Origin of the sequence: Actinomadura sp. NPDC048032, assembly GCF_040653175.1 — a bacterium.
Lineage (GTDB): Bacteria > Actinomycetota > Actinomycetes > Streptosporangiales > Streptosporangiaceae > Spirillospora > Spirillospora verrucosospora.
Map to the genome: position 1 here is coordinate 1 of NZ_JBEZJP010000051.1, position 23,649 is coordinate 23,649.

Sequence of the window (23,649 nt, forward strand, 5' to 3'; positions counted from 1 at the left end):
GTTCGACCCCGCCACCGGCAAGTTCGTCACCTGCATGGGCGGCCCCGACTGGACGAAGGTCTTCGGCGAGGAGATGGTGGCGATCGGGCGCGAGCGCCGCGACGTCGTCGGCATCACCGCCGCGATGCTCTACCCGGTCGGGCTCGCGCCGTTCGCCGAGGCCTTCCCCGACCGCATCTTCGACGTGGGCATCGCCGAGCAGCACGCGGTCACCTCCGCCACCGGGCTCGCGATGGGCGGCCTGCACCCGGTCGTGGCGCTGTACGCCACGTTCCTCAACCGCGCCTTCGACCAGGTCCTGATGGACGCGGCGCTGCACCGCCAGCCCGTCACCTTCGCCCTGGACCGCTCCGGCGTGACCGGCAGCGACGGCGCCAGCCACAACGGCATGTGGGACCTGTCGATCCTGCAGCTCGTCCCGGGCCTGCGCATCGCCGTCCCGCGCGACGGCGCCCGGCTCCGCGAGCTGCTGCGCGAGTGCGTGGCGGTCTCCGACGGCCCGACCGCGATCCGCTACCCCAAGGGCCCGGCCGCCGCCGACGTCGAGGCGGTCGGCAAGGCCGGCGGCATGGACGTGCTGGCCCGCCACGACGGCTCCAACGGCGCCCGCGTCCTCATGGTCGCGGCCGGTTCGATGGCGACACCGGCGGTCGAGGCGGCGGAGCTGATCGCCGCGCAGGGCATCGGCGTCACCGTCGTCGACCCCCGGTGGGTGAAGCCGCTCGACCCGGCGCTGCTCGACCTCGCCCGCGAGCACACGCTCGTTGCCGTCGCCGAGGACAACGGCCGCACCGGCGCCGTCGGCGACGCGGTGGCCCGGCTGCTGCGCGACGCCGGCGTCGACGCGCCCCTGCGCACCTTCGGCATCCCGCAGGAGTTCCTCGACCACGCGTCCCGGGGCCAGATCCTCGCCGACATCGGCCTCACGCCGCAGGCGCTGGCGCGCGACGTGACCGAGTCGGTGGCGCGCCTCACCGCCGACGCCGACGAGCCCGCCACCTCCGACGAGCGCTCCTAGCCGCCCTCGGCGGACAGCAGCCGCCACGCGTGGGTGATGGACGCGCCGGACGTGCCGAGGTCGCGTCCGAAGTACGTCCATCGCCCGCGCAGGCACCAGGGGCGCCCGGCGCCGTCCTGGACGTAGACCTGGAGCGGGAAGCACGCGTCGTGCGCGCGGATGACCCCCGCCGGGTCGACCGAGGGCGCCAGCCGGGGCATGCCCTCGCAGCGCACGCCCATGACGGACGTGCGCGGATCCTGGCGCAGGAGACCCCGCGTCAGGTCGTACACGAGTACGGAGACGTAGTCGGGTCCTAGCCACCTGAGGTCGGGGACCGTCTCGGGTGGGGGGAACCCGTGCAGTTCAGGACCGCCGGTCACACGCGCACCGTAGCGTCCGGGTCACCTTTGCGTCACTAGTTTCCCGGCGGGGACTTCGGAAGGATCACGCGGAACCCCGGCAGGCGGACCGCATCGCCTCCCAGCGGGCGAGCTTGACGCGCTCCCCGCGGTCGAGGCTGCGGGCGAGGGCGACCTCGGCGGCGTCCAGGTTGAGCCAGTCGTCGTAGGTGACGACGGGCAGCCCGCGCGACTCCAGCAGCTCCTCGATGGTGCGCTCGGGCGCCGTCCCGGCGTCCGCGAGGTCCTCCAGCAGGTTGCGGACGGTCTCGGCGGCGTCGGACTTGTTGGTCCCGACGACGCCGGAGGGCCCGCGCTTGATCCAGCCGGCGACGTACTCGCGGGGCACGAAGGCGCCGTCCGGGCCGACGATGCGGCCGCCCTCGTTCGGGACGACGAAGGAGCGCTCGTCGAACGGGACGCCCTCCAGCGGGACGCTCTGGTAGCCGACGGAGCGCAGCACCATGCCGACCGGAAGCGTCTCGAACTCGCCGGTGCCGGTGACGCGGCCCGACTCGTCCAGCCGGGTCTTCTCCAGCTTGAGGCCCTCGACGCGGTCGGTGCCGAGGATCTCGACGGGGGCGCGCCAGAACCGCACGTCGATGTGGCGGGCGCGGCCGGGTGCGGGCTCGTCCGTCCAGGCGCTCAGCGCCTTGATGTTGCCGCGGACGTGCCGGTCGCTCTCGGCCAGTTCCGCGCTCGCCGGGTCGAGCTCCATGTCCCGCGGGCTGACGTGGATGCTCGCGTTGGGCAGCTCGCCCAGCTCGCGCGCCTCCTTCGTGGTGAACTTCGCCTGCGCCGGCCCGCGCCGCCCGATCATGTGGACGCGCCGGACCCGGCTGCGCGACAGCGCCTCGATCACCTGCTCGGGGACGTCGGTGGCGCGCAGTTCGGCGGCCGTCTTGGCGAGGATCCGCACGACGTCCACGGCGACGTTCCCGACCCCGACCACCGCGACCTCCTCGACCGACAGGTCGAACGCGTGGTCGGCGGCGTCGGGGTGCCCGCAGTACCAGTTGACGAAGTCGGTGGCGGCGATGCTGCCGGGCAGGTCCTCGCCGGGGATCCGCATGTGCCGGTCGACCATCGCGCCGGTGGAGTAGACGACGGCGTCGTAACATCCGAGCAGGTCGTCGCGGGTGACGTCGCGGCCCAGCTCGACGCACCCGAAGAACCGGACGGCCGGGTTCTCCAGCACCCGCTGCAGGTACCGGGCGATCGACTTGATCGAGGTGTGGTCGGGCGCGACGCCGTAGCGCACCAGCCCGTACGGCGTCGGGAGCCGGTCGAAGACGTCCACCCGCACGTCGTCGCCGGCCTGCTTCACCAGGGCCTCGGCGGCGTAGATCCCCGCCGGCCCCGACCCGATCACCGCGACGCGCGCTGGAGGTGCCATGCGCGCCATTGTGCACACCCGTCGGTCGAAAGGACACCGTGACTCCCGTCACGGCGGGGCGGTGTCAGGACTTGGAGGGAATCTGCTCCGCCCGACGGCCCACCCTGCTGTTGCGGTACCCGTAGGCGGCGTAGACGACACCGCCCACGACCATCCAGGCGAGGAACCGCAGCCAGGTCTCCACCGGCAGGTTGATCATCACGAACAGGCAGGCCAGCACCGACAGGATCGGGATCACCGGCACCCAGGGCGTGCGGAACGCGCGGGGCAGGTCGGGGCGGGTGCGGCGCAGGATCATCACGGCGATCGAGACGACGAGGAACGCGAACAGCGTGCCGATGTTGACCAGTTCGGCCAGCTCGGCGAGCGGGATGAACCCGGCGAGCACCGCGACGATCACGCCCATGATGATGGTCGCGCGGTAGGGGGTGCCGAAGCGCGGGTGGACGGCCGAGAGCCAGGGCGGCAGCAGGCCGTCGCGGCCCATCGCGAAGAAGATGCGGCTCTGCCCGAGGAGCAGGATGAGAACGACGGTGGTGAGCCCGACGACCGCGCCGATGCTGATGATCGTGGCGAAGACGGGATGGCCGACGGCCTTGAACGCGTCCGCGAGCGGCGCGGCGACGCTCAGCTCCGTGTACTTCTGCATGCCGACGACGACGCTCGCCACGGCCGCGTACAGGACGGCGGTGATGATGAGGGAGCCGATGAGCCCGATCGGCAGGTCCCGCTGCGGGCGCCGCGCCTCCTCGGCCGCGGTCGCGACGATGTCGAAGCCGATGTAGGCGAAGAACACGATGGCGACGGCCGAGAAGATGCCGAGCCAGCCGTAGCTGACCGGCGCGTGGCCGGTCATGACCTGGATCAGCGGCGCCTTGAGGCCCTCCACGCTCGGCGTCGGCTTGGACGGCGGGATGAAGGGGTGGTAGTTGGCGCCCTTGACGAAGAACAGCCCGGCGAAGATCACCAGCAGCACGATGGCCACCTTGATCGAGACGACCACCGCGTTCACCCGCGAGGAGATCTTGACGCCGAGGACGAGCAGCGCGGTCACCACCAGCACGAGGCAGATGGCGGGGATGTTCACCGTCCCGCCCTCGCCCGGCGGGGCCGCGAGCGCCGTCGGGATCGTGACCCCCGCGTCGTCCAGCAGCGAGGCGAAGTATCCCGACCAGCCGACCGACACCACGGCCGCGCCGAGGGCCATCTCCAGGATGAGGTCCCAGCCGATGATCCAGGCGGGGAACTCGCCGATCGTGGCGTAGGAGAAGGTGTAGGCCGAGCCGGCGACCGGGACGGTGGAGGCGAACTCGGCGTAGCAGAGCGCCGCGAGGCCGCACACGACGGCGGCGAGGATGAACGACAGCGCGACCGCCGGACCGGCCTTGTCCTTGGCGACCTCGCCGGTGAGCACGAAGATGCCGGTTCCGATGATCACGCCGATCCCGAAGACCGTCAGGTCGAACGCCGACAGGTCACGGCGGAGCCGGTGCTCGGGCTCCTCGGTGTCCCTGATCGACTGCTCGACCGACTTCGTGCGCAGCACGTTCAATTTCGGCGCCCCCCTCGTGTCCGGTGCACGGCATACGACCGTCAGCCGTATGCCCATTTGTGCGCGGGTTATGATCCGCCGAAACTCGCGCATGTCCGTGACAAGGGGAAACGCCGGAAAAGAGGCGTTCCAAAGGCGGTTCGGAACGCCCCTTCTTCCGGGATGGGACCGTGGTCGAGGAGGGCCGGGGTCAGGAGGGCAGGGAGGCGACCCCCGGCTCCAGGAAGCGGCCGCCCGCGGCGCGCTCGGCGACGCCGGACCTGTCCAGGTACGGGGTGATGCCGCCGAGATGGAACGGCCAGCCGGCGCCGAGGATCATGCACAGGTCGATGTCCTGCGGCGCCGCGACGACGCCCTCGTCCAGCATGATCCGGATCTCGTCGGCGAGGGCCGCGAGCGCCCGGTCGAGGACCTGCTCCTCGGTGGAGGGGCTCGACCCGCCGGAGAAGATCTCCACGACCTCGGGGTCGAGGGTGAGGTCTGGCAGGTACACGCCGCTCTTGCCCGCCGCGACCATCGCCGCCAGGTTGTCCGACAGCGGGAACCGGTCCGGGAACGCCGCGTGCAGGGTCTCGTTGACGTGCAGCGCGATCGCCGGGCCGACCAGGCCCATCAGCACGAACGGCGGCATCGGCAGGCCGAGCGGGGCGGCGGCGCGCTCGGCGACCTCGATCGGCGTGCCCTCGTCCACCGTCCTGACGATCTCGGCGAGCAGCCGCAGCAGGACGCGGTTGACGACGAAGGCCGGGGCGTCCTTGACCAGGACGCAGGACTTCTTCAGCGCCCTGCCCGCGGCGAACGCGGTGGCGAGGGCCGCGTCGTCGGTCCGCTCGCCCCGGACGATCTCCAGCAGCGGCAGCACCGCGACCGGGTTGAAGAAGTGGAACCCGACCACCCGCTCGGGGTGGGCGAGCCCGGAGGCCATCTCGGTGACCGACAGCGAGGAGGTGTTGGTCGCGAGGACGCACTCGGCGGAGACGTACTCCTCGACCTCGGCGAACACCTTCTGCTTGACCGACATCTCCTCGAAGACGGCCTCGATGACGAAGTCGGCGTCGGCGAACGCGTCCTTGGTGAGCGAGCCGGTGATGAGCCCCTTGAGGCGGTTGGCCTTGTCGGGGGACAGCCGCCCCTTGCCGAGCAGCTTGTCGATCTCGCCGTGCGCGTAGCCGACGCCCTTGTCCAGGCGCTCCTGGTCGAGGTCGGTGAGCACGACCGGCACCTCCAGGCGCCGCGCGAACAGCAGGGCGAGCTGCGAGGCCATCAGCCCGGCGCCGACGACGCCGACCTTGGTGACCTTGCGGGCGAGCTCCCTGTCCGGCGCCCCGGCGGGCCGCTTCGCGCGCTTCTGGGTGAGGTCGAACGCGTAGAGCCCGGCGCGCAGCTCGTCGCTCATGATGAGGTCGGCCAGGGCCTCGTCCTCGGCGGCGAAGCCCTCGTCGCGGGTGCGGTCCTTGGCCGCGGCGACCAGGTCCAGCGCCCGGGTGAAGGACGGCGCCGCGCCGTGGAGCCTGCCCTCCACGTTCCAGCGGGCCATGGCGACGGCGTCGTCCCACGCCTTGCCCTTGTCGACCTCCGGGCGGCCCACGGTGATCTCGCCCTTGAGCACCCGGGCCGTCCAGGCGAGGGACTCCTCCAGGAAGTCGGCCGAGTCGAAGATCGCGTCGGCGATGCCGAGCTCGTGGGCCTGCGCGCCCTTGAGCATCCGGTTCTGGGCCAGGGGGTTGTCGATGACGACCTTGAGCGCCTTCTCGGCGCCGATCAGGTTCGGCAGCAGGTAGGTGCCGCCCCAGCCGGGGACGAGGCCGAGGAACGCCTCGGGCAGCGCGAACGCCGGGACGCCGCGCGAGATCGTCCGGTAGGTGCAGTGCAGGCCGATCTCGACTCCGCCGCCCATCGCCGCGCCGTTGTAGTAGGCGAAGGACGGGACGCCCAGCTCGCCGAGGCGGCGGAACACGTCGTGCCCGAGCCTGCCGATGGCGGCGGCGTCCTCGCGCCGCCGGATCATCGGGACGCCCTTGAGGTCGGCGCCCACCGCGAAGACGAACGGCTTGCCGATGACGCCGACGGCCGCGATGTCGTCGCGCCCGGCGACCTCGTCCAGCGCGGCGTTCAGCTCGGCGAGGCCGCCGGGGCCGAACGTGTTGGGCTTGGTGTGGTCGAAGCCGTTGTCGAGCGTGATCAGCGCGAGCGTGCCCGCGCCGTAGGGCAGCGTCACGTCGCGTACGCGCGCGTGCGTGACGACCTCGTCCTTGAAGATGTCGGGGTTCACTTGGCGCCCTCCCAGTTCGCGTTCTCCCAGAGGACGGTTCCGCCCATGCCCATGCCGACGCACATCGTGGTCAGCCCGAACCGGACGTCCGTGCGCTCCTCGAAAAGACGGGACAGCTGGTTCATCAGCCGCACGCCGGACGAGGCGAGGGGGTGGCCGAGGGCGATCGCGCCGCCCCACGGGTTCACCCGCGCGTCGTCGTCGGCGATCTTGAAGTGCTCCAGGAACGCGAGCACCTGCACGGCGAAGGCCTCGTTGATCTCGATAAGGCCGATGTCGTCCATGGTCAGCGCGTTGCGGGCGAGGAGCTTCTCGGTCGCGGGGACCGGCCCGACGCCCATCACCTCCGGCTCGACGCCCGCGAAGGCGAAGTCGACGAGCCGCATCCGCGGCGCGAGGCCGAGCTCGCGCGCGACGTCCTCGGCCGCGAGCAGGCAGGCGGTGGCGCCGTCGTTGAGGCCCGCGGCGTTGCCGGCCGTGACGTTGCCGTGCACGCGGAACGGCGTCTTCAGCGAGGCCAGGCTCTCCATCGTCGTGCCGGGCCGCGGCGGCTCGTCCTCGGTGGCCAGGCCCCAGCCCAGCTCGGCGGAGCGGACCGCGGTCGGCACCAGGTCGGGCTGGATCCTCCCGGCCGCGTAGGCCTCGGCGACCTTCCGCTGGCTGCGCACGGCGTAGGCGTCGGCGCGCTCCTTGGTGATGCCGGGGAACCGGTCGTGCAGGTTCTCCGCGGTCGACCCCATGACCAGGGCGGACGGGTCGACCAGCCTGTCGGCGAGGAACCGCGGGTTCGGGTCCACACCCTCGCCCATCGGGTGCCGGCCCATGTGCTCGACGCCGCCCGCGATGGCGACGTCGTAGGAGCCGAACGCGATGCCGGCGCCGGTGGTGGTGACGGCGGTCATGGCCCCCGCGCACATCCGGTCGACGGCGAAGCCGGGGACGCTCTTCGGCAGCCCGGCCAGCACGGCGGCGGACCGCCCGATGGTCAGGCCCTGGTCCCCGGTCTGGGTGGTGGCGGCGACGGCGACCTCGTCCACCCGCTCGGGCGGGAGGGACGGGTTGCGGCGCATCAGCTCGCGGATCGCGCGGACGACCATGTCGTCGGCGCGGGTCTGCGCGTAGAGGCCCTTGGGGCCGGCCTTGCCGAACGGCGTGCGGACGCCGTCGACGAACACGACGTCGCGTGCGGTGCGAGGCACGGGTCGTCCTCCCTGCGATGGACTCGGGTGAAGGTGTCGAGCCTCGCGCCGCCCCTGCCGGCGGCACGAGGACCCGCGTCAGCGATGCTACTTGCTGGTAACCCTTAATGCTACTCGTCAGTAACCACTGACGCGCCGCTCAGCGCGCTGATGCCCCGGGTCGGGGTTCTCATGCCCTTGTCCGGCTCATGACTGATGGGTAACGTGACCGGAAATCACCGGAGGAGGGCACGGTGACCCACGCGAGGCCCGCTTACCGGCCGGGGATGCGCCGGCGGCTCGGGCACATCCGCGACCTCGCCGCCCTCCTGCTCGGCACCGGCCTGCTGTTCTCCGGCGGGCCCCGTGGGACGGTCCGCCAGTTCGGCACGCTGCGGCGCTGGGGGACGACGCTCGCCGGGCTGGTCGCCTCCGCCGCCGCCCGCTCCCCGTCCCGCGCCGCCCTGATCGACGACGAGGGCGAGCTGACGTTCGCCGAACTGGACGAGCTCGCCGCCCGCCTCGCCGCGGGCCTGCCGCTGCACGGCCCCCGCCCGCGCGTCGGCGTCCTGTGCCGCAACCACCGCGGCATGGCCCTGACCCTCGTCGCCTGCTCCCGGCGCGGCGCGGAGGTCGTGCTGCTCAACACCGGTTTCGGAACCGGCCAGATCCGCGCCGTGCTCGGCGAGCTGCGCCCCACCCTGCTCGTCGCGGACGCCGAGTTCGCGCCGCTGCTGGCGAACGTCCCGATCGCCCTGCGCCGGAAGGTGGTGTGGGCCGACCGGCGGCCGCCCGCCGCCGCCCCGCTGTCGGCCCCCGTCCCCGCCGCGACGCTGCCGCGGCCCCGCCCCGCCCCGGACGCCGTGCCCGCCGACCCCGGGCCGAGCATCGAGGAGATCATCCGGTCGGCCCCGGCGCCCGCCGCCGGGCCGCCGCAGATCCAGAGCCGGACGATCATGCTGAGCTCGGGCACCACCGGCCGCCCGAAGGGAGCCCGCCGCCCGCCCCGGCCCGGCCTGTGGCCGCTGGCCTCGATGACGTCCCGGATCCCGCTGCGCGCCCGGCAGACCATGATCATCGAAGCGCCGCTGTTCCACACCTGGGGCTACGCCGCGCTGCAGATGGCCTGGGCGCTGCGGGCGCCGGTCGTCCTGCACCGCCGGTTCGACCCCGAGCGGACGCTGCGGGCCGTCGCCTCCCACCGGGACGCCGCCCTGTTCGCCGTCCCGGTCATGCTGCAGCGGATCCTCGAACTGGCCCCCGAGGTCCGCGAGCGGTACGACACGTCCTCGCTGCGGATCGCGGCGCTGAGCGGCGCCGCGCTGCCCGGCGACCTCGCGACCCGGTTCATGGACGCGTTCGGCGACCGGCTCTACAACGTCTACGGCTCCACCGAGGCGTCCTGGGTGTCCATCGCCACCCCGCGCGATCTGCGGCTCGACCCGCGCACCGCCGGCCGCCCGCCGCGCAACACCGCCCTGGCGATCCTCGACGAGCAGGGCCGCCGCCTCGGCCGCTCCACCCGCGGGCAGATCTTCGCCGCGAACGAGCTGCTGTTCGAGGGCTACACCGGCGGCGAGCCGATGGAGGTCCGCGACGGCATGCTCGCCACCGGCGACCTCGGCCACGTCGACCACCGCGGGCTGCTGTTCGTGGACGGCCGCAACGACGGCATGGTCGTGTCCGGGGGCGAGAACATCGTCCCCGGCGACGTGGAGGACGCGCTGATGCGGATGCCGGAGATCCGCGAGGTCGCGGTCACCGGCGTGCCCGACCCCGAGTGGGGGCAGCGCCTCGCCGCGTACGTCGTCCTGCGGCCCGGCGCCCGCCTCGACGCCGACGCCGTCCGCGCCTACGTGCACGCCCAGGTCGCCCGCTACGCGGTTCCCCGCGACGTGTACTTCATCCCCGAGCTGCCCCGCAACGCGACCGGCAAGGTGGTGCACCGCTGGCTCACCGCCCGCCCCGGCGGGCCCGAGCCCGAGGGCCGCGTCCTGTGGCCGCAGCCGCCGCTGTGTTGATCTAGCCCCGGCCCACTTCGCTCGCCTTGCGGCTCGCTACGTGCCGGGCCTGGGCGAACGCGGCATCGCTTCGCGATCTGCCCGGTTCCGCTCGCCTGCGGCTTCGCTCCACCGGCCAGGTCACGCGTTCGCGCGTGGCCTGGCCGATTCGAGCAGGGCCTAGGCGGCGGGCTCGGCGGCCACCGGCAGCCGGACCGTGATCGACAGGCCGCCGTCCGGCCGCGGGACGGTGTCGATCGAGCCGCCGTGCGCCGTGACCACCGCCCGCACGATCGACAGCCCGAGTCCCGCGCCGTCCCTGGACCCCGTCCGGTCCGCGCGCAGCCGCCGGAACGGCTCGAAGATCGTCGCGACCTCGTAGGACGGGACGGGCCGCCCGGTGTTGACCACCCGCAGGAACGCCTCGCCGTCCCGGACGCCCGTGCGCACCCAGACCCGCCCGTCCCGCACGTTGTACTTCACGGCGTTCTCCACCAGGTTCACGGCGCACCGCTCCAGCAGCACCGGGTCGCCGGCCACCGCCGCCGGGCCGAGCCGGGCCTCGACGTCCACGCCCGCCTCCTCCGCCCGGCCGTCGAGCTGGTCGAGGGCGCTGCGCACCACGTCCGGCAGCGGCGTGCCGACCCGCGCGTCCGGCTCCCGCTCGGACTTCGCCAGCAGCAGCAGTCCCTCGATGAGCCGCTCGTGGCGCGCGGTGTTGCCGAGCAGGACGTCCGCGAGCGCCCTCGTCTCCGGCGGGCTCCGCCGGCTCGCCAGCGCGACCTCCAGCACCGTCCGGTTGATGGTCAGCGGTGTGCGCAGCTCGTGCGAGGCGTTCGCGACGAACCGGCGCTGGGCGTCGAACGCGCGGTTCAGCCGGTCCAGCATCCGGTCGAAGGTGTCGGCCAGGTCCTTGATCTCGTCCTGCGGGCCGTCCAGCGCGATCCGCTCGTGCAGGTTGCTCTCCGACAGCCGCCGCGCCGTCGCCGTCACCGTGTGCAGCGGCCGCAGCATCCGCCCCGCCACCACGTACCCGATCACCACGCCCAGGACGCCCAGCACCAGCATCGTCACCAGGGAGCTCTGCAGGAGCTGCGCCAGGACCTCGTGCTTCTGCCGCGCCAGCTCCCGGTCGGCGTCGGCCTTCAACTTCACCAGCTGGGTGACGTCCCCGTTGACGGCCAGCGCCCGCAGCCGGGTGACGGTCGTCGCGTCCACGTTCTGGCGCGAGGTGAACCGGGCGTCCATCGTCCGGACGGTCAGCAGGTACGTCACCGCGACCAGCGCCGCCGACGTGACGAGGAACAGCGACCCGTACACCAGCGTGAGCCGCGTCCTGACGCTCAGCCTCTTCACCGCGCCTCCAGCCGGTACCCGGACCCCGTCACCGTCTCGATCACCGGCGGCTGCCCGAGCTTGCGCCGCAGCGTCGCCATCGTGACCCGGACGATGTTGCTGAACGGGTCGATGTTCTCGTCCCACGCCCGCTCCAGCAGCCGCTCGGCGCTCACCACGCCGCCCTCCGCCCGCAGCAGCTCTTCCAGCACGGCGAACTCCTTGTTGGTGAGCCGCAGCTCCCGCCCGTCCCGCGCCGCCCTGCGCCGGTGCGGATCGAGCCGGATGCCCCGGCCCTCCAGGACGGGCGGCACCGGCGGCCCCGACCTGCGCGCCAGCGCCCGCACCCGCGCCACCAGCTCGCCGAACACGAACGGCTTGGGCAGGTAGTCGTCGGCGCCGAGCGTCAGCCCGTCCACCCGGTCGTCGACGTCCCCGGACGCGGTCAGCATCAGGATCCGGGTGGGACTCCGCCGCCCCACCAGCTCCCGGCACACGTCGTCCCCGTGGACGGTCGGCAGATCCCGGTCGAGGACGACCACGTCGTACTCGTTGTAGGAGGCGCGCTCCAGCGCGTCGTCGCCGTCGTACACCACGTCCACGGCCATCGCCTCGTCCCGCAGGCCCTCGGCGATCGTGTCCGCGAGCACCCGCTCGTCCTCGACGATCAGTACACGCATGCCGCCGAGCATGACGCGAGGAGGGTTAAACCCCGATAAGGGCGGCGGTCACAGGCCGGCGTGGCTCCAGATCCTGCTCACCGGCTTCGAGAGGAAGAGCAGCAGCAGGGCGTAATACGAGACGCCGGGGAGCACCGCGACCACGGCGAGGCTCAGTCCGAGCAGCACCACGGCCGACAGGGCGCCGCGGACCGACTCGATCCCGGCCGGATCCGTCTTCGACGCGACGTCCGGGTCCCGGTAGGAGAGCACGGCCAGCGCGGCCTGGCAGGCGGTCGCGACGAGGACGTTCCCGATGTAGAGCATCACGGTGAAGCGGTCGTCCCCCGGATAGGAGGCGACCATCTCCGTGGGGAACGGCAGGACCACGATGGCGAACAGCCATCCCGTGTTCAGCGCCATCAAGCCGCGCGTGTAGCCGCCGATGTGCTCGAACACCCGGTGGTGCACGAACCACAACCGGGTGATCACCACGAAGCTGAGCGCGAACGCCCAGATCTGCGGGAGGTGCCCGGTGACGACCTCCACCGACCGCCGGTGCGCGTGCACCGCCTCCGGCACCACCTCGACCAGCGGCAGCACAAGGAGCGTCACGGCGATCGCGACGACCGCATCAGTGAACAGGACCAGCCGATCAGGATCCCGAGACACCGCCCGTCCCACACCGGGGTCCCTACCCGCGCCGCCGCGTCTTGACCTTGCGCCTTCGCGCCCTCGCCGAGCTAGCCTCAGACCATGATCGAGGCCGTGCTGTGGGACGTCGATGACACGATCTTCGATTTCACCGGCTCGGAACGGACCGGACTGCTGCGCCACTTCGAGGCGGAGGGCCTCCCCTCCGACGAGGCCGCCCTGGAGCGCTGGCACCGGATCGCCGAGGCCGCACGTCTGCGCCTCACAGCGGGCCGGCTGACGTACGAGGAGTACCGCCGCGTCAGAGTCCGCACGTTCGTCGGCCGTCCGCTGAGCGACATCGAAGCGGACGCCTGGCACGAGCGATACGAGGCGCTGTTCGCAGCGGCATGGTCGGCGTTCCCCGACGCGGCATCGGCGCTGGCCGCGCTTCCTCACCGCCAAGGAATCCTGTCCAACTCCAGCACCGTCCATCAGGAGCGCCGGCTGACGGCCCTGGGCCTCCGCCACCACTTCGAAGTGCTCCTCTGCTCCGACCGGCTCGGCTGCGAGAAACCCGACCCCAGGGCCTTCCAGGCCGCGTGCGCCGCCCTGAAGTTGCCGCCCGCTCGCATCGCCTACGTCGGCGACAAGCTGGACGTGGACGCCGAAGGCGCGCGCAACGCGGGCCTCCACGCCATCTGGCTCGACCGGGCGGAAACGGCGACCCCGACTCCGGCCGGGATACATCGGATCTCGACCCTGACCGAGGTCTCCACGCTCTTGGCGGCCTGCTGAGCCCCAGGCCCGGGTGGCCGGACACGGCGCGATGCCCCCGGCGCCTACTTCAGCGCGAGCGGGTTCACGGGCGAGCCGACGGCGCCGGTGACCTTCAGCGGCGGTGCGGCGAAGAAGAACTCGTGCACGCCGTCGCCCGCGCAGTCCTCCGCGAGGGCCTCCAGGTCGAAGATCTCCCCGAGCGGGATCCCGACGTCGCGAAGCAGCACGCAGTGCACGGGGCTGGTGACGGCGGGGTCCTCTCCGGGCGCCACCTCGATGCCCCAGTTGTCCATGCCCAGCGCCGCGAGGTCGTGGTCGCGGATCCACCGCACGCAGTCGAGGCCGAGCCCGGGTTCGGTGCTCATCCACCCGGCGGCGTCCCGCTCGACCGCGAACTTCCTCCACCACCCGGTCCGGACCAGCAGGACGTCACCCGCGCGGATCTCGGTGCCCTGCCGTTCCGCGACGGCGTCGAGCGTCTCCGGGCCGATCACGTGGCCGCCCTCCAGCCAGTCGACACCGGCGTGCCGGGCGACGTCGAGCAGGACGCCCCGCCCGGCGATCCCGCCGCCGAGGGCGTCGATCGAGCACCGCGCCGCGCCGTGCGGGCCGACCTCGTCCTCGCCGAACCCGTTGTAGAGCCGGCCGTCGTACCAGACGTGCGCGAACGCGTCCCACTGCGTTCCGGCCTGCAGCGGCATGACCACGTAGTCGTCCGACCACTTCGCACCGCCGGGGTAGTCCTGACCCGTGCCGGTCTCGGTCATCATGTGCAGCGGGTTGATACGGCCGGGAAACGCCTGCGGGCCGTCGGCTCCGAGCGGGACCCCGAGGTCGAACACCGCTCCCTTGCGCACGAGCCGCGCCGCCTCCACGATCTCCCGCGACGTGATGAGGTTGGTGGTGCCGCGCTCGTCGCCGGCGCCCCAGCGGCCCCAGTTGCTGACCTCGGCGCCGATCCGGCGGAAGTCCTCGGAGGTCATCGCGGCGCCCGTTCGCGCTCGTGCAGCGCGACCGCCACGACCAGGTCCTCCCAGGCCATGCCGACGCTCTTGAAGACCCTCGGTCTCGCGTCGTCCATGGGGGCCTCCCCGCGGACGAGGTCGGCCAGTTCGATCAGGCCGGTCTCCTCGATCGCCCCCTGGCCGAGCGCCTGGACCACGTCGCCGGCCTCGGTCGTCGCGACCGTCCGCGACTCGACCACGACGTGTGCGCCCGCCATGACGTCGTCGCCCAGCTCGCGGGCGTCGGGGTGGTGGGAGCCGACGGCGACGACCACGGTCCGCGGGGCCAGCAGCTCCGCCTCGAACAGCGGTTCGCGGGCGCTGGTGCAGCAGAGCACGACGTCGGCCCCGCGCACGTCGCGGGCCGATCCGGCGCGGGCGCGCACGCCGGCGTCGGCGCAGCGGCGGACGAGCCGCCCGGTCCGTTCGGGATCACGTCCGGCGACGACCACGTCGCTCAGCCCGTGCAGCGCGTGGAACGTCTCGATGTGGGCGAGCGCCTGCGGCCCGCTGCCGAACACCACGGCCGTGCGGATCGGCCGGGCCGCCATGTGCCGCGCGGCGAGGGCGGACACGGCCGGGGTCCGCAGGAGGGTGAGCTCCCCGCCGTCCAGCGTGGCCACCAGCCGCAGCGTACGGGCGTCCATCAGCAGGTACAGCCCGGAGATGGTCGGGAGCCCCTGGGCTGGGTTGCCCGGTGCCAGGCCGAGCACCTTGACGCCGACGTGGCCGCTGACCTGCGACGGCATCAGCAGCAGTTCGCCGTGGCTCGTCGGCCGGGAGACGCGTCCCTGCTCGTCCGCGGGCCGGAGGCCGCCGAGCAGCGCCCGCTCCAGCGCGTCGACCAGGTGCCGCGCGTCGGCGAGCCGCCGCATCCGCTCGGGGCCGATCCCGTCGATGCTCATCGCCGTCCCGCCTCCTCGATCCGTACCTCGGCGCTCTCGTCCGTCGCCGCCACCGTCACCGTGCCCGTGCGCGGGAGCGCGTCGAAGTCGCCGGCGGACAGCACGACGACGGGCATCTCGATCGCGTAGAGCTCGCGGGCCACGATCGCCGCGAGCGCCACGATCGCGTCCGGGCGGCGGAGCAGGACGGCCGCCGGGGCGGCACCGCGCCTGATCTGCTCGGCGAGCACCGTGGAGCTCGAACTCGACCCGCGGCTCGCGGCGAAGGCCAGCACCCGGCCGGCGGCGCGGGCCCCGCGCTGCGGATGGTGGACGTCGGTGATCTCGCCGGTCGCCACGTCGCTGCCGCCCCAGAACGACAGCGGCTCGTCCAGCAGCAGCAGGGGAGCGGTCGCCCGCCCCGGGCTGAGCGGTGTCCCGATCACGACGCCTCCCAGAGCGCGGGGTCGCGGACCACGCGGCCCGCGCGGGCGGACAGCACGCACTCGGCGAGCGAGGCGAAGACCACGTCGATGCCGAGATTGGTCGGCGCGTACCACGCCCACTTCGCGGAGTTCGTCATCACCACGCGCGCCGACGCCCGCAGGACCGGGGCGATGTAGGTGCAGGTGTCGACCAGGATCCGTGCTCCGGCACGGCGGCAGACCGCCGCGTCGCCGGTGCGTTCGGCCTCGGCGAGGACGGCCCGGCTCGTCGAGATCCAGAACTCGACGCCCGCGTCGAACGGCGGCCCGCCGGACAGCAGCGCGGCGAGCGCGCGGAACTCGGCCGCCGAGAAGTGCGGGGTGCCGACGCTGATCGCGTCGAGCCGCCCGTCCGGCGCCGTGGTGAGCTCGTCGCGCGCCGCGCGCAGGTCCGCCGCGGTCACCTCGAAGCGCCGCTCGGCGGCGCGGCCGCGGAAGGCGGTCGCGGCGTCGGGCGCCTCCGGCGTCAGGCCGACCGCGTGGAACAGGGCCACGCCCCCGGCCGAGGCCGCCGCGGCGCCGAACGCCTTCAGCCGGTCCTCGTCCGCGCCGCCGGGCAGCCCGGTCAGCACCGGGACCCGGGTCCCCGACCGGCGGCCGACCAGGTGCCCGAGCGCCGCCCAGGCGACGTCCGTCTCGAACGTCCCGGCGGGCACCCCCGAGCAGTCGAACAGGTCCTGACCGGCGCGGTTCTCGTCCAGGTGCAGGCCCACGAGCGGGGCGAAGCCCGTGACGGCGGCGCAGATGTCGGCGAAGTCGCCGTAGCGGTCGGTACGGGCTCCGAGGACCGAGTTGGCGAACACGATGGCGTTCGACTCCGCCCACGCCACGTGCCGGCCGTACGCCGGCCGCTCCGGGAGCTGGTACGGGGCGCAGGTCCACGTGGGCTTCGCGCCGAGGGCGACGTAGCCGTCCATCAGCCGCCGGGCGTCCGCCCGCTCGCCGGGGTCGCCGCGCACCACGCCCGGGTGCAGCAGGTCCAGCGAGCCGACGTTGAGCGTCGCCCGGACGGCGGTCCGCGCGCCCCCGGCGATCAGCCGTTCGACCAGGTCGATCCCCACCTGCCCGTGGAAGAGGCAGCCGTCGACGTGCGCCGAGTCGATCGGGATCAGCCGGTCGGCGCCGAGCGCGCGGGCGAGCCGGACGATCACCCGCATGGCCAGCGCGGCGCCGTCGCCGCGGTCGCCCGCGAGCATCGCCCGCTGCTCGCCCGTCAGCGCCGGATCGCGGATCGCGCGCGTCATGATGCCTCACCCACCCGTGCGCTCTCGCCCGCTCGTGCGCCCACGCCCGCCTCCGCGCTCTCGTGGACGATCCGGCCGTCCTTGACGACCAGCCGGATCCGCGCCAGCGCGCCGATGTCGGCGGCGGGATCGCCCTCGACCAGCACCAGGTCGGCGAGCTTGCCCACGTCCACCGTGCCGGTGTCGTGCAGGACGTCCATGTTCTCCGCGGCGTTGCGGGTGGCCGCGCGGATCACCTCGGGCGGGGTCAGCCCGTACCGGACCATGAGCTCCAGCTCGCGGACCAGGTCCGTGTGCGGGTTGTACGGGGTGCCCGCGTCGGTGCCGGCCGCGATCTTCAGGCCGGAGCGGACCGCGGCGACGAAGCTCTCGCGGTGCCGCTCCGCCTCGCGGGCGGCCTTCTCGTGCACCCAGGGCGGCATGCCCGCGCCGGTCCCGGCCGTCACGATCGAGGCCACCGCGAGCAGCGTCGGCACGAGGTAGACGCCCCGCGCGACGGCGAGTTCGAGCGCCTCGTCGTCGAGCCGGATGCCGTGCTCGATCGAGTCGACGCCCGCGCGCAGGGCGTTCTTGATCCCCTGGTTGCCGATGGCGTGCACGGTGATCTTCCGCCCCGCGTTGTGCGCCTCCTGCGCCGCGACCGCCAGCTCCTCCTGCACCAGAGCGGTGTTCCCGGGATCCACCCCCGAGGTCAGGACGCCGCCGGTGGCCATCGCCTTGATGAAGTGGGCGCCCGCCTTGAGCTCGGCGCGGGTCGCCGCCCGGACGCCGTCCACCCCGTCGGCCTCGCGCCCGATGAAGTGGCCGTGCCCGCCGGTCATCGTGATCACCCGCCCGGCGGCCCTGACGCGCGGCCCCGGGATCAGGCCGTCGTCGATCCCCTTGGCGACCTCGATCACGACCCCGTCGGCGGCGCCGCAGTCGCGGACGCTGGTCACCCCGGTCCGCAGGGTCAGCGCGGCCGTCGCCGCGCTCTTCAGCGCGGCGAGCGGCAGGGAGTCGGACTCGATCTGCCGGGTGAAGTCCGGCCCGGCGTCGGCGGACAGGTGGACGTGCGAGTTGATCAGCCCCGGCAGCAGGCTGTGGCCGGCGCCGTGGACGATCGCGTGCGCCGGGAACGACGGCGCGGACTCCGCCGGGCCGACCCACGCGATCCGCCTGCGGTCGACGACCACGGCGAGGCCGGGGCGGCCGGGCCCGCCGTGCCCGTCGATCAGGTTCACGTCCCGGATCAGGAAGGCCGCCGGGCCCGCGGGCAGGCGCTCACTCACCGCTACCGTCCTCGGCGGGGTCCTGCGAGGCACGGTTCTGCGTGGCCGGCCCGATGGGGTAGTGGCACGCCGTCCTGCGCGCGTGCGGTGCGACGTCCCGGAGGACCGGCGGCTCCACCGCGCAGCGGCCGCGGTCCCTGTGGGTCCGCGGCCCGTACCGGCAGCGCGGGTGGAACACGCAGCCGGACGGCGGATTCGCCGGGTCGGCGACGTCCTCGCTCGTGAGCCCGCCGGCCGGCGCCAGCAGCGACCGGCCGCTCGGATCGGGACGGCTGTCGCGCAGCAGTTCGGTGTAGGGGTGGCCCGGGCGGGACAGGACGTCGGTCGCCCCCTGCTCGACCAGTGTGCCGAGGTACAGCACGCTCAGGTCGGTGCACATGTACTGCGCGACCGCCAGGTCGTGGGTGATGAAGACGTAGGTCAGCCCCAGCCGTCTCTGCAGGTCGAGCAGCAGCTCCAGGATCTCGGCCTGCACCGAGGTGTCGAGCGAGGAGGTCACCTCGTCGGCGATCACCACCCGGGGCTCGGCGGCCAGGGCGCGCGCGATGACGATGCGCTGGCGCTGTCCGCCGGAGAACTCGTGCGGCAGCCGCCGCGCGGCGGAGGCGTCGAGCGCGACCGACTCCAGCAGCTCGGCGATGCGCTCCCGGTGCCTGCCGGTGCGCAGCCGCCCGCGCGGGTCGATCGCCTCGGCCAGCGCCCGCCCGACGGACATGCGGGGATCCAGCGAGGAGTACGGGTCCTGCGGGACCAGCTGGATCCGGCGGCGGGCCGCGAAGCGCTCCCCGCGCGGCAGCCGGTGGACGTCCGCCCCGTCGAGGCGGACCACGCCGCGGGCCGGGGCGAGCTGCCCTACCAGCACCCGGGCCAGCGTCGACTTGCCGGAGCCGGACTCGCCCACGACCCCCATCGTGCGGCCGCGGGCGATCGCGACGCTCACGTCGTGCAGGACGTTGCGGGAGCGCGCGCCGTAACCGGCAGAAACCCCCTCGGCGCTCAGCACGGTGTCGCCCGGTTCGTCGGTGTGGGTCATGTCCGGACCTCCGGGGTCGGTGTCTCGGCGTGGCAGGCGACCGCGTTGCCCGAGGGCTCGGCGACCAGCGCGGGAACGACCTCGGCGCAGACGGGCGTGGCCAGCGGGCACCGGGGCGCGAAGGCGCATCCCGCGCCCCGGGCCTCGGCGGACGGGGCGCGTCCGGGAAGCGGCACGAGCCGGGCGCCGTCCAGGTCCGTCGCCGCGTCGGGCGAGGCGGCCAGGAGGGCGCGGGTGTAGGGGTGCCGTACGTCGCGCCGGCGGAGGTCCTCCACCGACACCTCCTCCACGACGCGCCCGGCGTACATCACGCCGACCCGGTCGCAGAGCGCGGACACCACGCCGATGTCGTGCGAGATGAGCAGGATCGCCGTGCCGTGCGCGAGGTTGATCTGCTTCAGCAGGCGCAGCACGTCCGCCTGCACGGTGACGTCCAGCGCGGTGGTCGGCTCGTCGGCGATGATCAGTTTCGGCTCGTGCATGATCGCCGCGGCGATCATCGCGCGCTGCCGCATGCCGCCGGAGAGCTCGTGCGGATACTGGCGCATCCGCAGCTCGGGCGAGGACACCCGCGTCTCGGTCAGCCGGGCGACCGCGAGCGCGTCCGCCTGCCGCCGGGACGTCTTCGTGTGCGCCCGGAGGACCTCGGTGAGCTGGGTGCCGATCCGCAGCGCGGGGTTGAAGCTGCTCGACGGGTCCTGGAAGACGATCCCGACTTCGGTGGCCAGCCGCGCGGGCGGGGCCTTCGCCGGGTCGGCCAGATCGATGCCGCCGACGTCGAGGCGCTCCGCCGACCAGTCCAGCTCGCGGGGGAGGAGCCGCGCGAGCGCGAGCGCGGTCAGGCTCTTGCCGGAGCCGGACTCGCCGACGATGCCGACGATCTCTCCGGCGCCGACGGTCAGCGAGACCTCGTGGATCAGCTCCCGGCCGTCGGGCCGGCGGACCGACAGGCCCTGGACGGACGCCGCCGCGGCGCGTTCCGGCCCGGCGCCGCCGGACGGCGCCCGGCCCGCCGGTGCTCGGCGCGGCGGTGCGGAGGCGGGTGCGGTCCGCCGCGGCGGTGGCGCCCCGCGCGGATCCAGGTGCCGGACGAGCCCGTCGCCCACGAGGCCGGCGGCGAGTCCGGTGACCAGGATCGCCAGGGCGGGGCCGAGCGCCTCGCCCGGATTGTCGTAGATGTTGCGCAGCCCGCTCGCCAGCAGGCTGCCCCAGTCGTACGCCGGCGGCTGGACGCTCAGCCCGAGGAAGCTGAGCCCGGAGACCGTCAGCACGCTGGTCGCGAACCCCACCGAGACGAGCACGAGCAGGGGCGCGGCGATGTTCGGCACCACGTGCCGGGTCAGGGCGCGGACCCGGCCGACGCCCAGCAGGCGCGCGACCGCGACGTAGTCCCGCTGGTTCACCGACAGAGCGAGCCGGTTCGTCAGCCGCGCGAACTGCGGGCAGAACGCCAGGCCGAGCGCGCCGACCACGGAGGCGCGCCCCGGCGAGAGGATCGCGGTGAACGTCAGCGCGATGATGATCGGCGGGAACGACAGCAGCAGGTCGATGACCCGGTCGCCCACCGCGCGGACGGCCGGTCCGGCGGCCGCGATCCCCGCTCCGAGCAGCGTGCCGAGCACCGCGGCGATCGCGGTGGCGGCGGTCGCCATCTCGACCGTCAGCCGCGTCGCGACGACGGTCCGCCAGAACACGTCGCGCCCCAGCGCGTCGGTGCCCAGCCAGTGCGCGCCGGAGGGACCCTGGCGGATGTCGGCGGTCAGCGCGTCGGCGCGTCCCTGCCACAGCATCGGCGCGACGACGGCGACCACCAGGATCAGGGCGGCCAGGACGAGGCCGGCGACGAGCGGCGCCGGCAGCCGGTTGCGTCTCATGAGCGTGTCCTCGTCAGCACTCGCGGATCGAGCAGGCCCAGCGCGACGTCGACGATCAGGTTGATCAGGACGGCGACCAGCCCGAGGACGAGGATGATCCCCTGGACCTCCGGATAGTCGCGCTTGACGATCGCGCGGACGATCTCCGAGCCGATGCCGGGCATGTTGAAGACGTTCTCGGCGACGACCGTCCCGCCGAGCAGCGCGACGAGGATGAGGCCGCCGAGCGTCAGCGTGCTGGTCACGACGTTGGGGACCACATGCCGCAGCAGCAGTCGCGTGTTCGTCAGCCGCTTGCTCATCGCCATCGTGATGTAGTCCTGGGACAGCACCGTCGCGGTCTCGTTGCGCACCAGACGGGTGAGCACCGCGGCCGGCGCGATGGCGATGGACAGGGCGGGCAGGATCATCGAGGTGAACCCCGCGCCGCCCTGCACGGGCAGCCAGCGCAGGGTCAGCGCGAACACGAAGACCAGCAGGGTCCCGGCGACGTACTCCGGCATGGCGCCGAGGACCGAGGCGCCGACGCCGAACGACGACGTCGCGGCGCGGGCGCGTCCGCGCTGCTGCGCGACCCCGACGGCGGTGCCGAGCGGTATCGCCACGGCCAGCACGACGACCAGCGCGCTCGTCGCCAGCGCGATCGTGAGCGGCAGCCGCTGGGCGAGCATCGCCGACACCGGCTGGCCGGTGGTGAAGGAGGCGCCGAGGTCGCCGTGCGCCAGCCCGCCGAGGTAGGAGCCGAACTGCCGCCACCAGGGCTCGGTCAGCCCGAGCCGCTCGCGGACCTGCCGCACCTCCTCCTCGCCGGCGGTCAGCCCGACGATCTGCCGGGCCGGATCGCCCGGCACCCAGCGAACGATCATGAAGGTCACGACGACGAGGAAGGCGAGCACGGCGGCGACGCCGCCGAGACGCCGGGCGAGGTAGCCGGTCCACGGGGAACCGGCCACCCGCCGGGCGAGACCGCGGCTCGCCACCGACGCGCCGGCGGCGGTCGGCACCATCAGCCGCCCGCCTTGGCGACGCGGATCGAGGCCGGCACCGCGAACCCGTTGACGACGCTGCCGCTCGTGCCGCCCGCGAACAGGACGTGCACCGGCGCGGTGGCCAGCGGCAGGACGTCGACGTTGCGCAGCAGCGACTGCTGGAAGGTCGTCAGCGCGGCGCACTTCTCCTCGGCCGAGCCGGTCGCGGCCCGGTCGTAGGCCCGTGCCGCCTCCGGGTTGTTCGTCGCGCCGATGTTGAGGCCCTTCGGCGGTGCGTCGTGCACGAAGAACTGCCCGACGGGCAGGAAGCTCGACAGCCGGTTGCCGTACACGAAGATCGTGACGTCCCAGTCGTTCTTGCCGCTGAACAGGTCGGACACCCACGCCTGGTTGTCCATGGTGCGGACCGTCGCGGAGGCGCCGGCGGCCTGCAGCGCGGACATGACCTGGTCGTTGGCCGCGCCGCCGGCCAGGATGTTGGTGCCGATGACCTGGAGCTTCACGCCCTTGAGGGCCTTGGCCGCAGCGGCCGCGTCGTACTTGGGGACCAGGGCGTTCGAGCCGCTGTCGAAGCACTCGTAGGTGGGGCGGCCGAGGCTGGAGATCAGCGTGCCGGAGCCGAAGCTCTGCACCTTGTTCAGAACGGAACGATCCAAGGCCTGGGCGATCGCGAGCCGGACGTCGCGCTCGGCGGTCGGATGGCCGGCGGTCTCGTTGAAGACGAGCATCGTGTCGGACTGCGGCGACGTGCGGACGGTGATCCCGCCGGTCGACTTGAACCGGTCCCACGCGTTGGAGGTGAACGAGGGGATCTGGAGCTCGCCGGTGGAGGTCAGGTTGGCCCGGGTGTTCTCGTCGTCCACGACCTTGAGCACCAGCTTCTTCGGCGGCTCGCCCGCCGTCCGGCCGGCGTACGCCGGGCCCCACGCGTACTGCGGCCTCCGGGTCAGCGTGTAGCTGGAGCCGGTGACCTGCGACTCGGAGACGAAGGCGCCCGTGCCGGCGGACTTCGTCCGCAGGCTCGACGGGTCCTTCATGCCGGACGGGCAGACGATGCCGGCGAACGGCCCCGTCATTCCGGGCACCAGGTCCGACCACGCCTTCGCCAGCGTGATCGTCACCGAGTCGGCGGTCGACGTCGCCTTCGCCGAGTTGCCCGGGCCGATCGCCTGGCGCACGAGCGGCGCCTTGGTCGCCGGATCGAAGAGCCGGTTCAGCGACGCCGCCACCATCGCGCCGGTCAGCGCCGTGCCGTCCGAGCAGGTGACGCCTCTCCGGAGGTGGAAGGTGGCGGTCTTCGGGGTGGACTTCCAGGTGTCCGACAGCCCGGGGACGAGCTTCCCGGACGGGTCGAAGGCGACCAGCGTGTCGTACAGCGCGGCGAGGGCGACGGAGTCCTGGAACGTGCTCGCCTGGGTCGGGTCGTAGCTGCTGACCGGGCCGTCGAGGGTCATGGAGACGACGCCGTTCGTGACGTTCGGCGGCGCCTTGGCGGCGGAGTCCGAGGCTCCGCCGCAACCGGCGGCGAGGGCCGCGGTGACGGAGACACTCGCGACGACTGCCCGATGCCCCATTCGAATTCTCATGGTGGTCCTTCGGTGATGTGCCGGATGGGAGGTGCGGTGCCCCGGGAGCCGGGCGCCTGGCCGTGTTCATCAAAGT

Annotated in this window: 20 protein-coding genes; 3 read left to right on the top strand and 17 right to left on the bottom strand. The window is 73.4% G+C overall.

Annotation, left to right across the window (positions count from 1 at the left end; all coding sequences use genetic code 11):
- On the top strand, positions 1–1,018 hold a 1,018-nt coding region (locus AB0C69_RS09995), incomplete at its 5' end, for a transketolase C-terminal domain-containing protein (RefSeq protein ID WP_360352116.1).
- Here AB0C69_RS09995 and AB0C69_RS10000 read toward each other — a convergent pair.
- From AB0C69_RS10000 to AB0C69_RS10020, 5 genes are all read right to left on the bottom strand, one after another.
- Positions 1,015–1,380: a hypothetical protein gene (locus AB0C69_RS10000; protein WP_345177417.1), complete on the bottom strand. Its 366-nt coding sequence runs from the start codon at positions 1,378–1,380 to the stop codon at positions 1,015–1,017. The two genes, AB0C69_RS09995 and AB0C69_RS10000, sit on opposite strands and share 4 nt — an antisense overlap.
- 64 nt (positions 1,381–1,444) lie before the next feature.
- The gene (locus AB0C69_RS10005; RefSeq protein ID WP_353832610.1) at positions 1,445–2,794 is read right to left on the bottom strand and encodes an FAD-dependent oxidoreductase; all 1,350 of its coding nucleotides are present in this window, start codon (positions 2,792–2,794) and stop codon (positions 1,445–1,447) included.
- A 64-nt stretch (positions 2,795–2,858) separates the two neighbouring features.
- Positions 2,859–4,346: an amino acid permease gene (locus AB0C69_RS10010; protein WP_360352121.1), complete on the bottom strand. Its 1,488-nt coding sequence runs from the start codon at positions 4,344–4,346 to the stop codon at positions 2,859–2,861.
- A 190-nt stretch (positions 4,347–4,536) separates the two neighbouring features.
- Positions 4,537–6,618, bottom strand: a complete 2,082-nt coding sequence (locus tag AB0C69_RS10015; RefSeq protein ID WP_360352124.1) for a 3-hydroxyacyl-CoA dehydrogenase NAD-binding domain-containing protein — start codon at positions 6,616–6,618, stop codon at positions 4,537–4,539.
- On the bottom strand, positions 6,615–7,817 hold the full coding sequence (locus AB0C69_RS10020) for a thiolase family protein (protein WP_360352127.1): 1,203 nt from the start codon (positions 7,815–7,817) through the stop codon (positions 6,615–6,617). Before AB0C69_RS10020 ends, AB0C69_RS10015 begins: the two co-directional genes overlap by 4 nt.
- Positions 7,818–8,050: 233 nt before the next feature.
- Here AB0C69_RS10020 and AB0C69_RS10025 point away from each other — a divergent pair, with 233 nt between their 5' ends.
- Complete coding sequence (locus AB0C69_RS10025) at positions 8,051–9,817, top strand: AMP-binding protein (protein ID WP_360352130.1); 1,767 nt, start codon at positions 8,051–8,053, stop codon at positions 9,815–9,817.
- A 159-nt stretch (positions 9,818–9,976) separates the two neighbouring features.
- Here the strand turns inward: AB0C69_RS10025 and AB0C69_RS10030 are convergent, their stop codons facing one another.
- Genes AB0C69_RS10030 through AB0C69_RS10040 form a run of 3 tightly spaced genes read right to left on the bottom strand, consistent with a single transcriptional unit; the run spans position 9,977 to position 12,462 of the window.
- Positions 9,977–11,152, bottom strand: a complete 1,176-nt coding sequence (locus AB0C69_RS10030; RefSeq protein ID WP_345177406.1) for an ATP-binding protein — start codon at positions 11,150–11,152, stop codon at positions 9,977–9,979.
- Positions 11,149–11,811 (bottom strand): response regulator transcription factor, encoded by a 663-nt coding sequence (locus AB0C69_RS10035; RefSeq protein ID WP_185025848.1) that lies wholly within the window; start codon positions 11,809–11,811, stop codon positions 11,149–11,151. Before AB0C69_RS10035 ends, AB0C69_RS10030 begins: the two co-directional genes overlap by 4 nt.
- A 48-nt stretch (positions 11,812–11,859) precedes the next feature.
- Positions 11,860–12,462 (bottom strand): TMEM175 family protein, encoded by a 603-nt coding sequence (locus AB0C69_RS10040; RefSeq protein WP_360352135.1) that lies wholly within the window; start codon positions 12,460–12,462, stop codon positions 11,860–11,862.
- Between the two features lie 84 nt (positions 12,463–12,546).
- Between AB0C69_RS10040 and AB0C69_RS10045 the strand changes: the two genes are divergently transcribed.
- On the top strand, positions 12,547–13,221 hold the full coding sequence (locus AB0C69_RS10045) for an HAD family hydrolase (protein ID WP_360352138.1): 675 nt from the start codon (positions 12,547–12,549) through the stop codon (positions 13,219–13,221).
- Between the two features lie 44 nt (positions 13,222–13,265).
- On the opposite strand, the gene AB0C69_RS10050 is transcribed toward AB0C69_RS10045, so the two are convergent.
- From AB0C69_RS10050 to AB0C69_RS10090, 9 genes are read right to left on the bottom strand one after another with little or no spacing between them, the layout of a single operon-like run.
- On the bottom strand, positions 13,266–14,186 hold the full coding sequence (locus AB0C69_RS10050; protein ID WP_360352141.1) for a cyclase family protein: 921 nt from the start codon (positions 14,184–14,186) through the stop codon (positions 13,266–13,268).
- Positions 14,183–15,112, bottom strand: a complete 930-nt coding sequence (locus AB0C69_RS10055; protein ID WP_360352144.1) for an ornithine cyclodeaminase family protein — start codon at positions 15,110–15,112, stop codon at positions 14,183–14,185. The genes AB0C69_RS10050 and AB0C69_RS10055 overlap by 4 nt, the downstream gene beginning before the upstream one ends.
- Entirely contained in the window at positions 15,109–15,537 is a 429-nt protein-coding gene (locus AB0C69_RS10060) for a DUF126 domain-containing protein (protein WP_353832601.1), read from the bottom strand. Before AB0C69_RS10060 ends, AB0C69_RS10055 begins: the two co-directional genes overlap by 4 nt.
- Positions 15,534–16,820 (bottom strand): aconitase X catalytic domain-containing protein, encoded by a 1,287-nt coding sequence (locus AB0C69_RS10065; protein WP_360352148.1) that lies wholly within the window; start codon positions 16,818–16,820, stop codon positions 15,534–15,536. Before AB0C69_RS10065 ends, AB0C69_RS10060 begins: the two co-directional genes overlap by 4 nt.
- Positions 16,817–18,091: an amidohydrolase family protein gene (locus tag AB0C69_RS10070; protein WP_360352151.1), complete on the bottom strand. Its 1,275-nt coding sequence runs from the start codon at positions 18,089–18,091 to the stop codon at positions 16,817–16,819. The genes AB0C69_RS10065 and AB0C69_RS10070 overlap by 4 nt, the downstream gene beginning before the upstream one ends.
- Positions 18,084–19,124 (bottom strand): ABC transporter ATP-binding protein, encoded by a 1,041-nt coding sequence (locus tag AB0C69_RS10075; RefSeq protein ID WP_360352154.1) that lies wholly within the window; start codon positions 19,122–19,124, stop codon positions 18,084–18,086. Before AB0C69_RS10075 ends, AB0C69_RS10070 begins: the two co-directional genes overlap by 8 nt.
- Complete coding sequence (locus AB0C69_RS10080) at positions 19,121–20,998, bottom strand: dipeptide/oligopeptide/nickel ABC transporter permease/ATP-binding protein (RefSeq protein WP_360352157.1); 1,878 nt, start codon at positions 20,996–20,998, stop codon at positions 19,121–19,123. The genes AB0C69_RS10075 and AB0C69_RS10080 overlap by 4 nt, the downstream gene beginning before the upstream one ends.
- On the bottom strand, positions 20,995–22,005 hold the full coding sequence (locus AB0C69_RS10085; RefSeq protein WP_345177382.1) for an ABC transporter permease: 1,011 nt from the start codon (positions 22,003–22,005) through the stop codon (positions 20,995–20,997). Before AB0C69_RS10085 ends, AB0C69_RS10080 begins: the two co-directional genes overlap by 4 nt.
- On the bottom strand, positions 22,005–23,561 hold the full coding sequence (locus tag AB0C69_RS10090) for an ABC transporter substrate-binding protein (protein WP_360352161.1): 1,557 nt from the start codon (positions 23,559–23,561) through the stop codon (positions 22,005–22,007). The genes AB0C69_RS10085 and AB0C69_RS10090 overlap by 1 nt, the downstream gene beginning before the upstream one ends.
- Positions 23,562–23,649 lie beyond the last annotated feature (88 nt).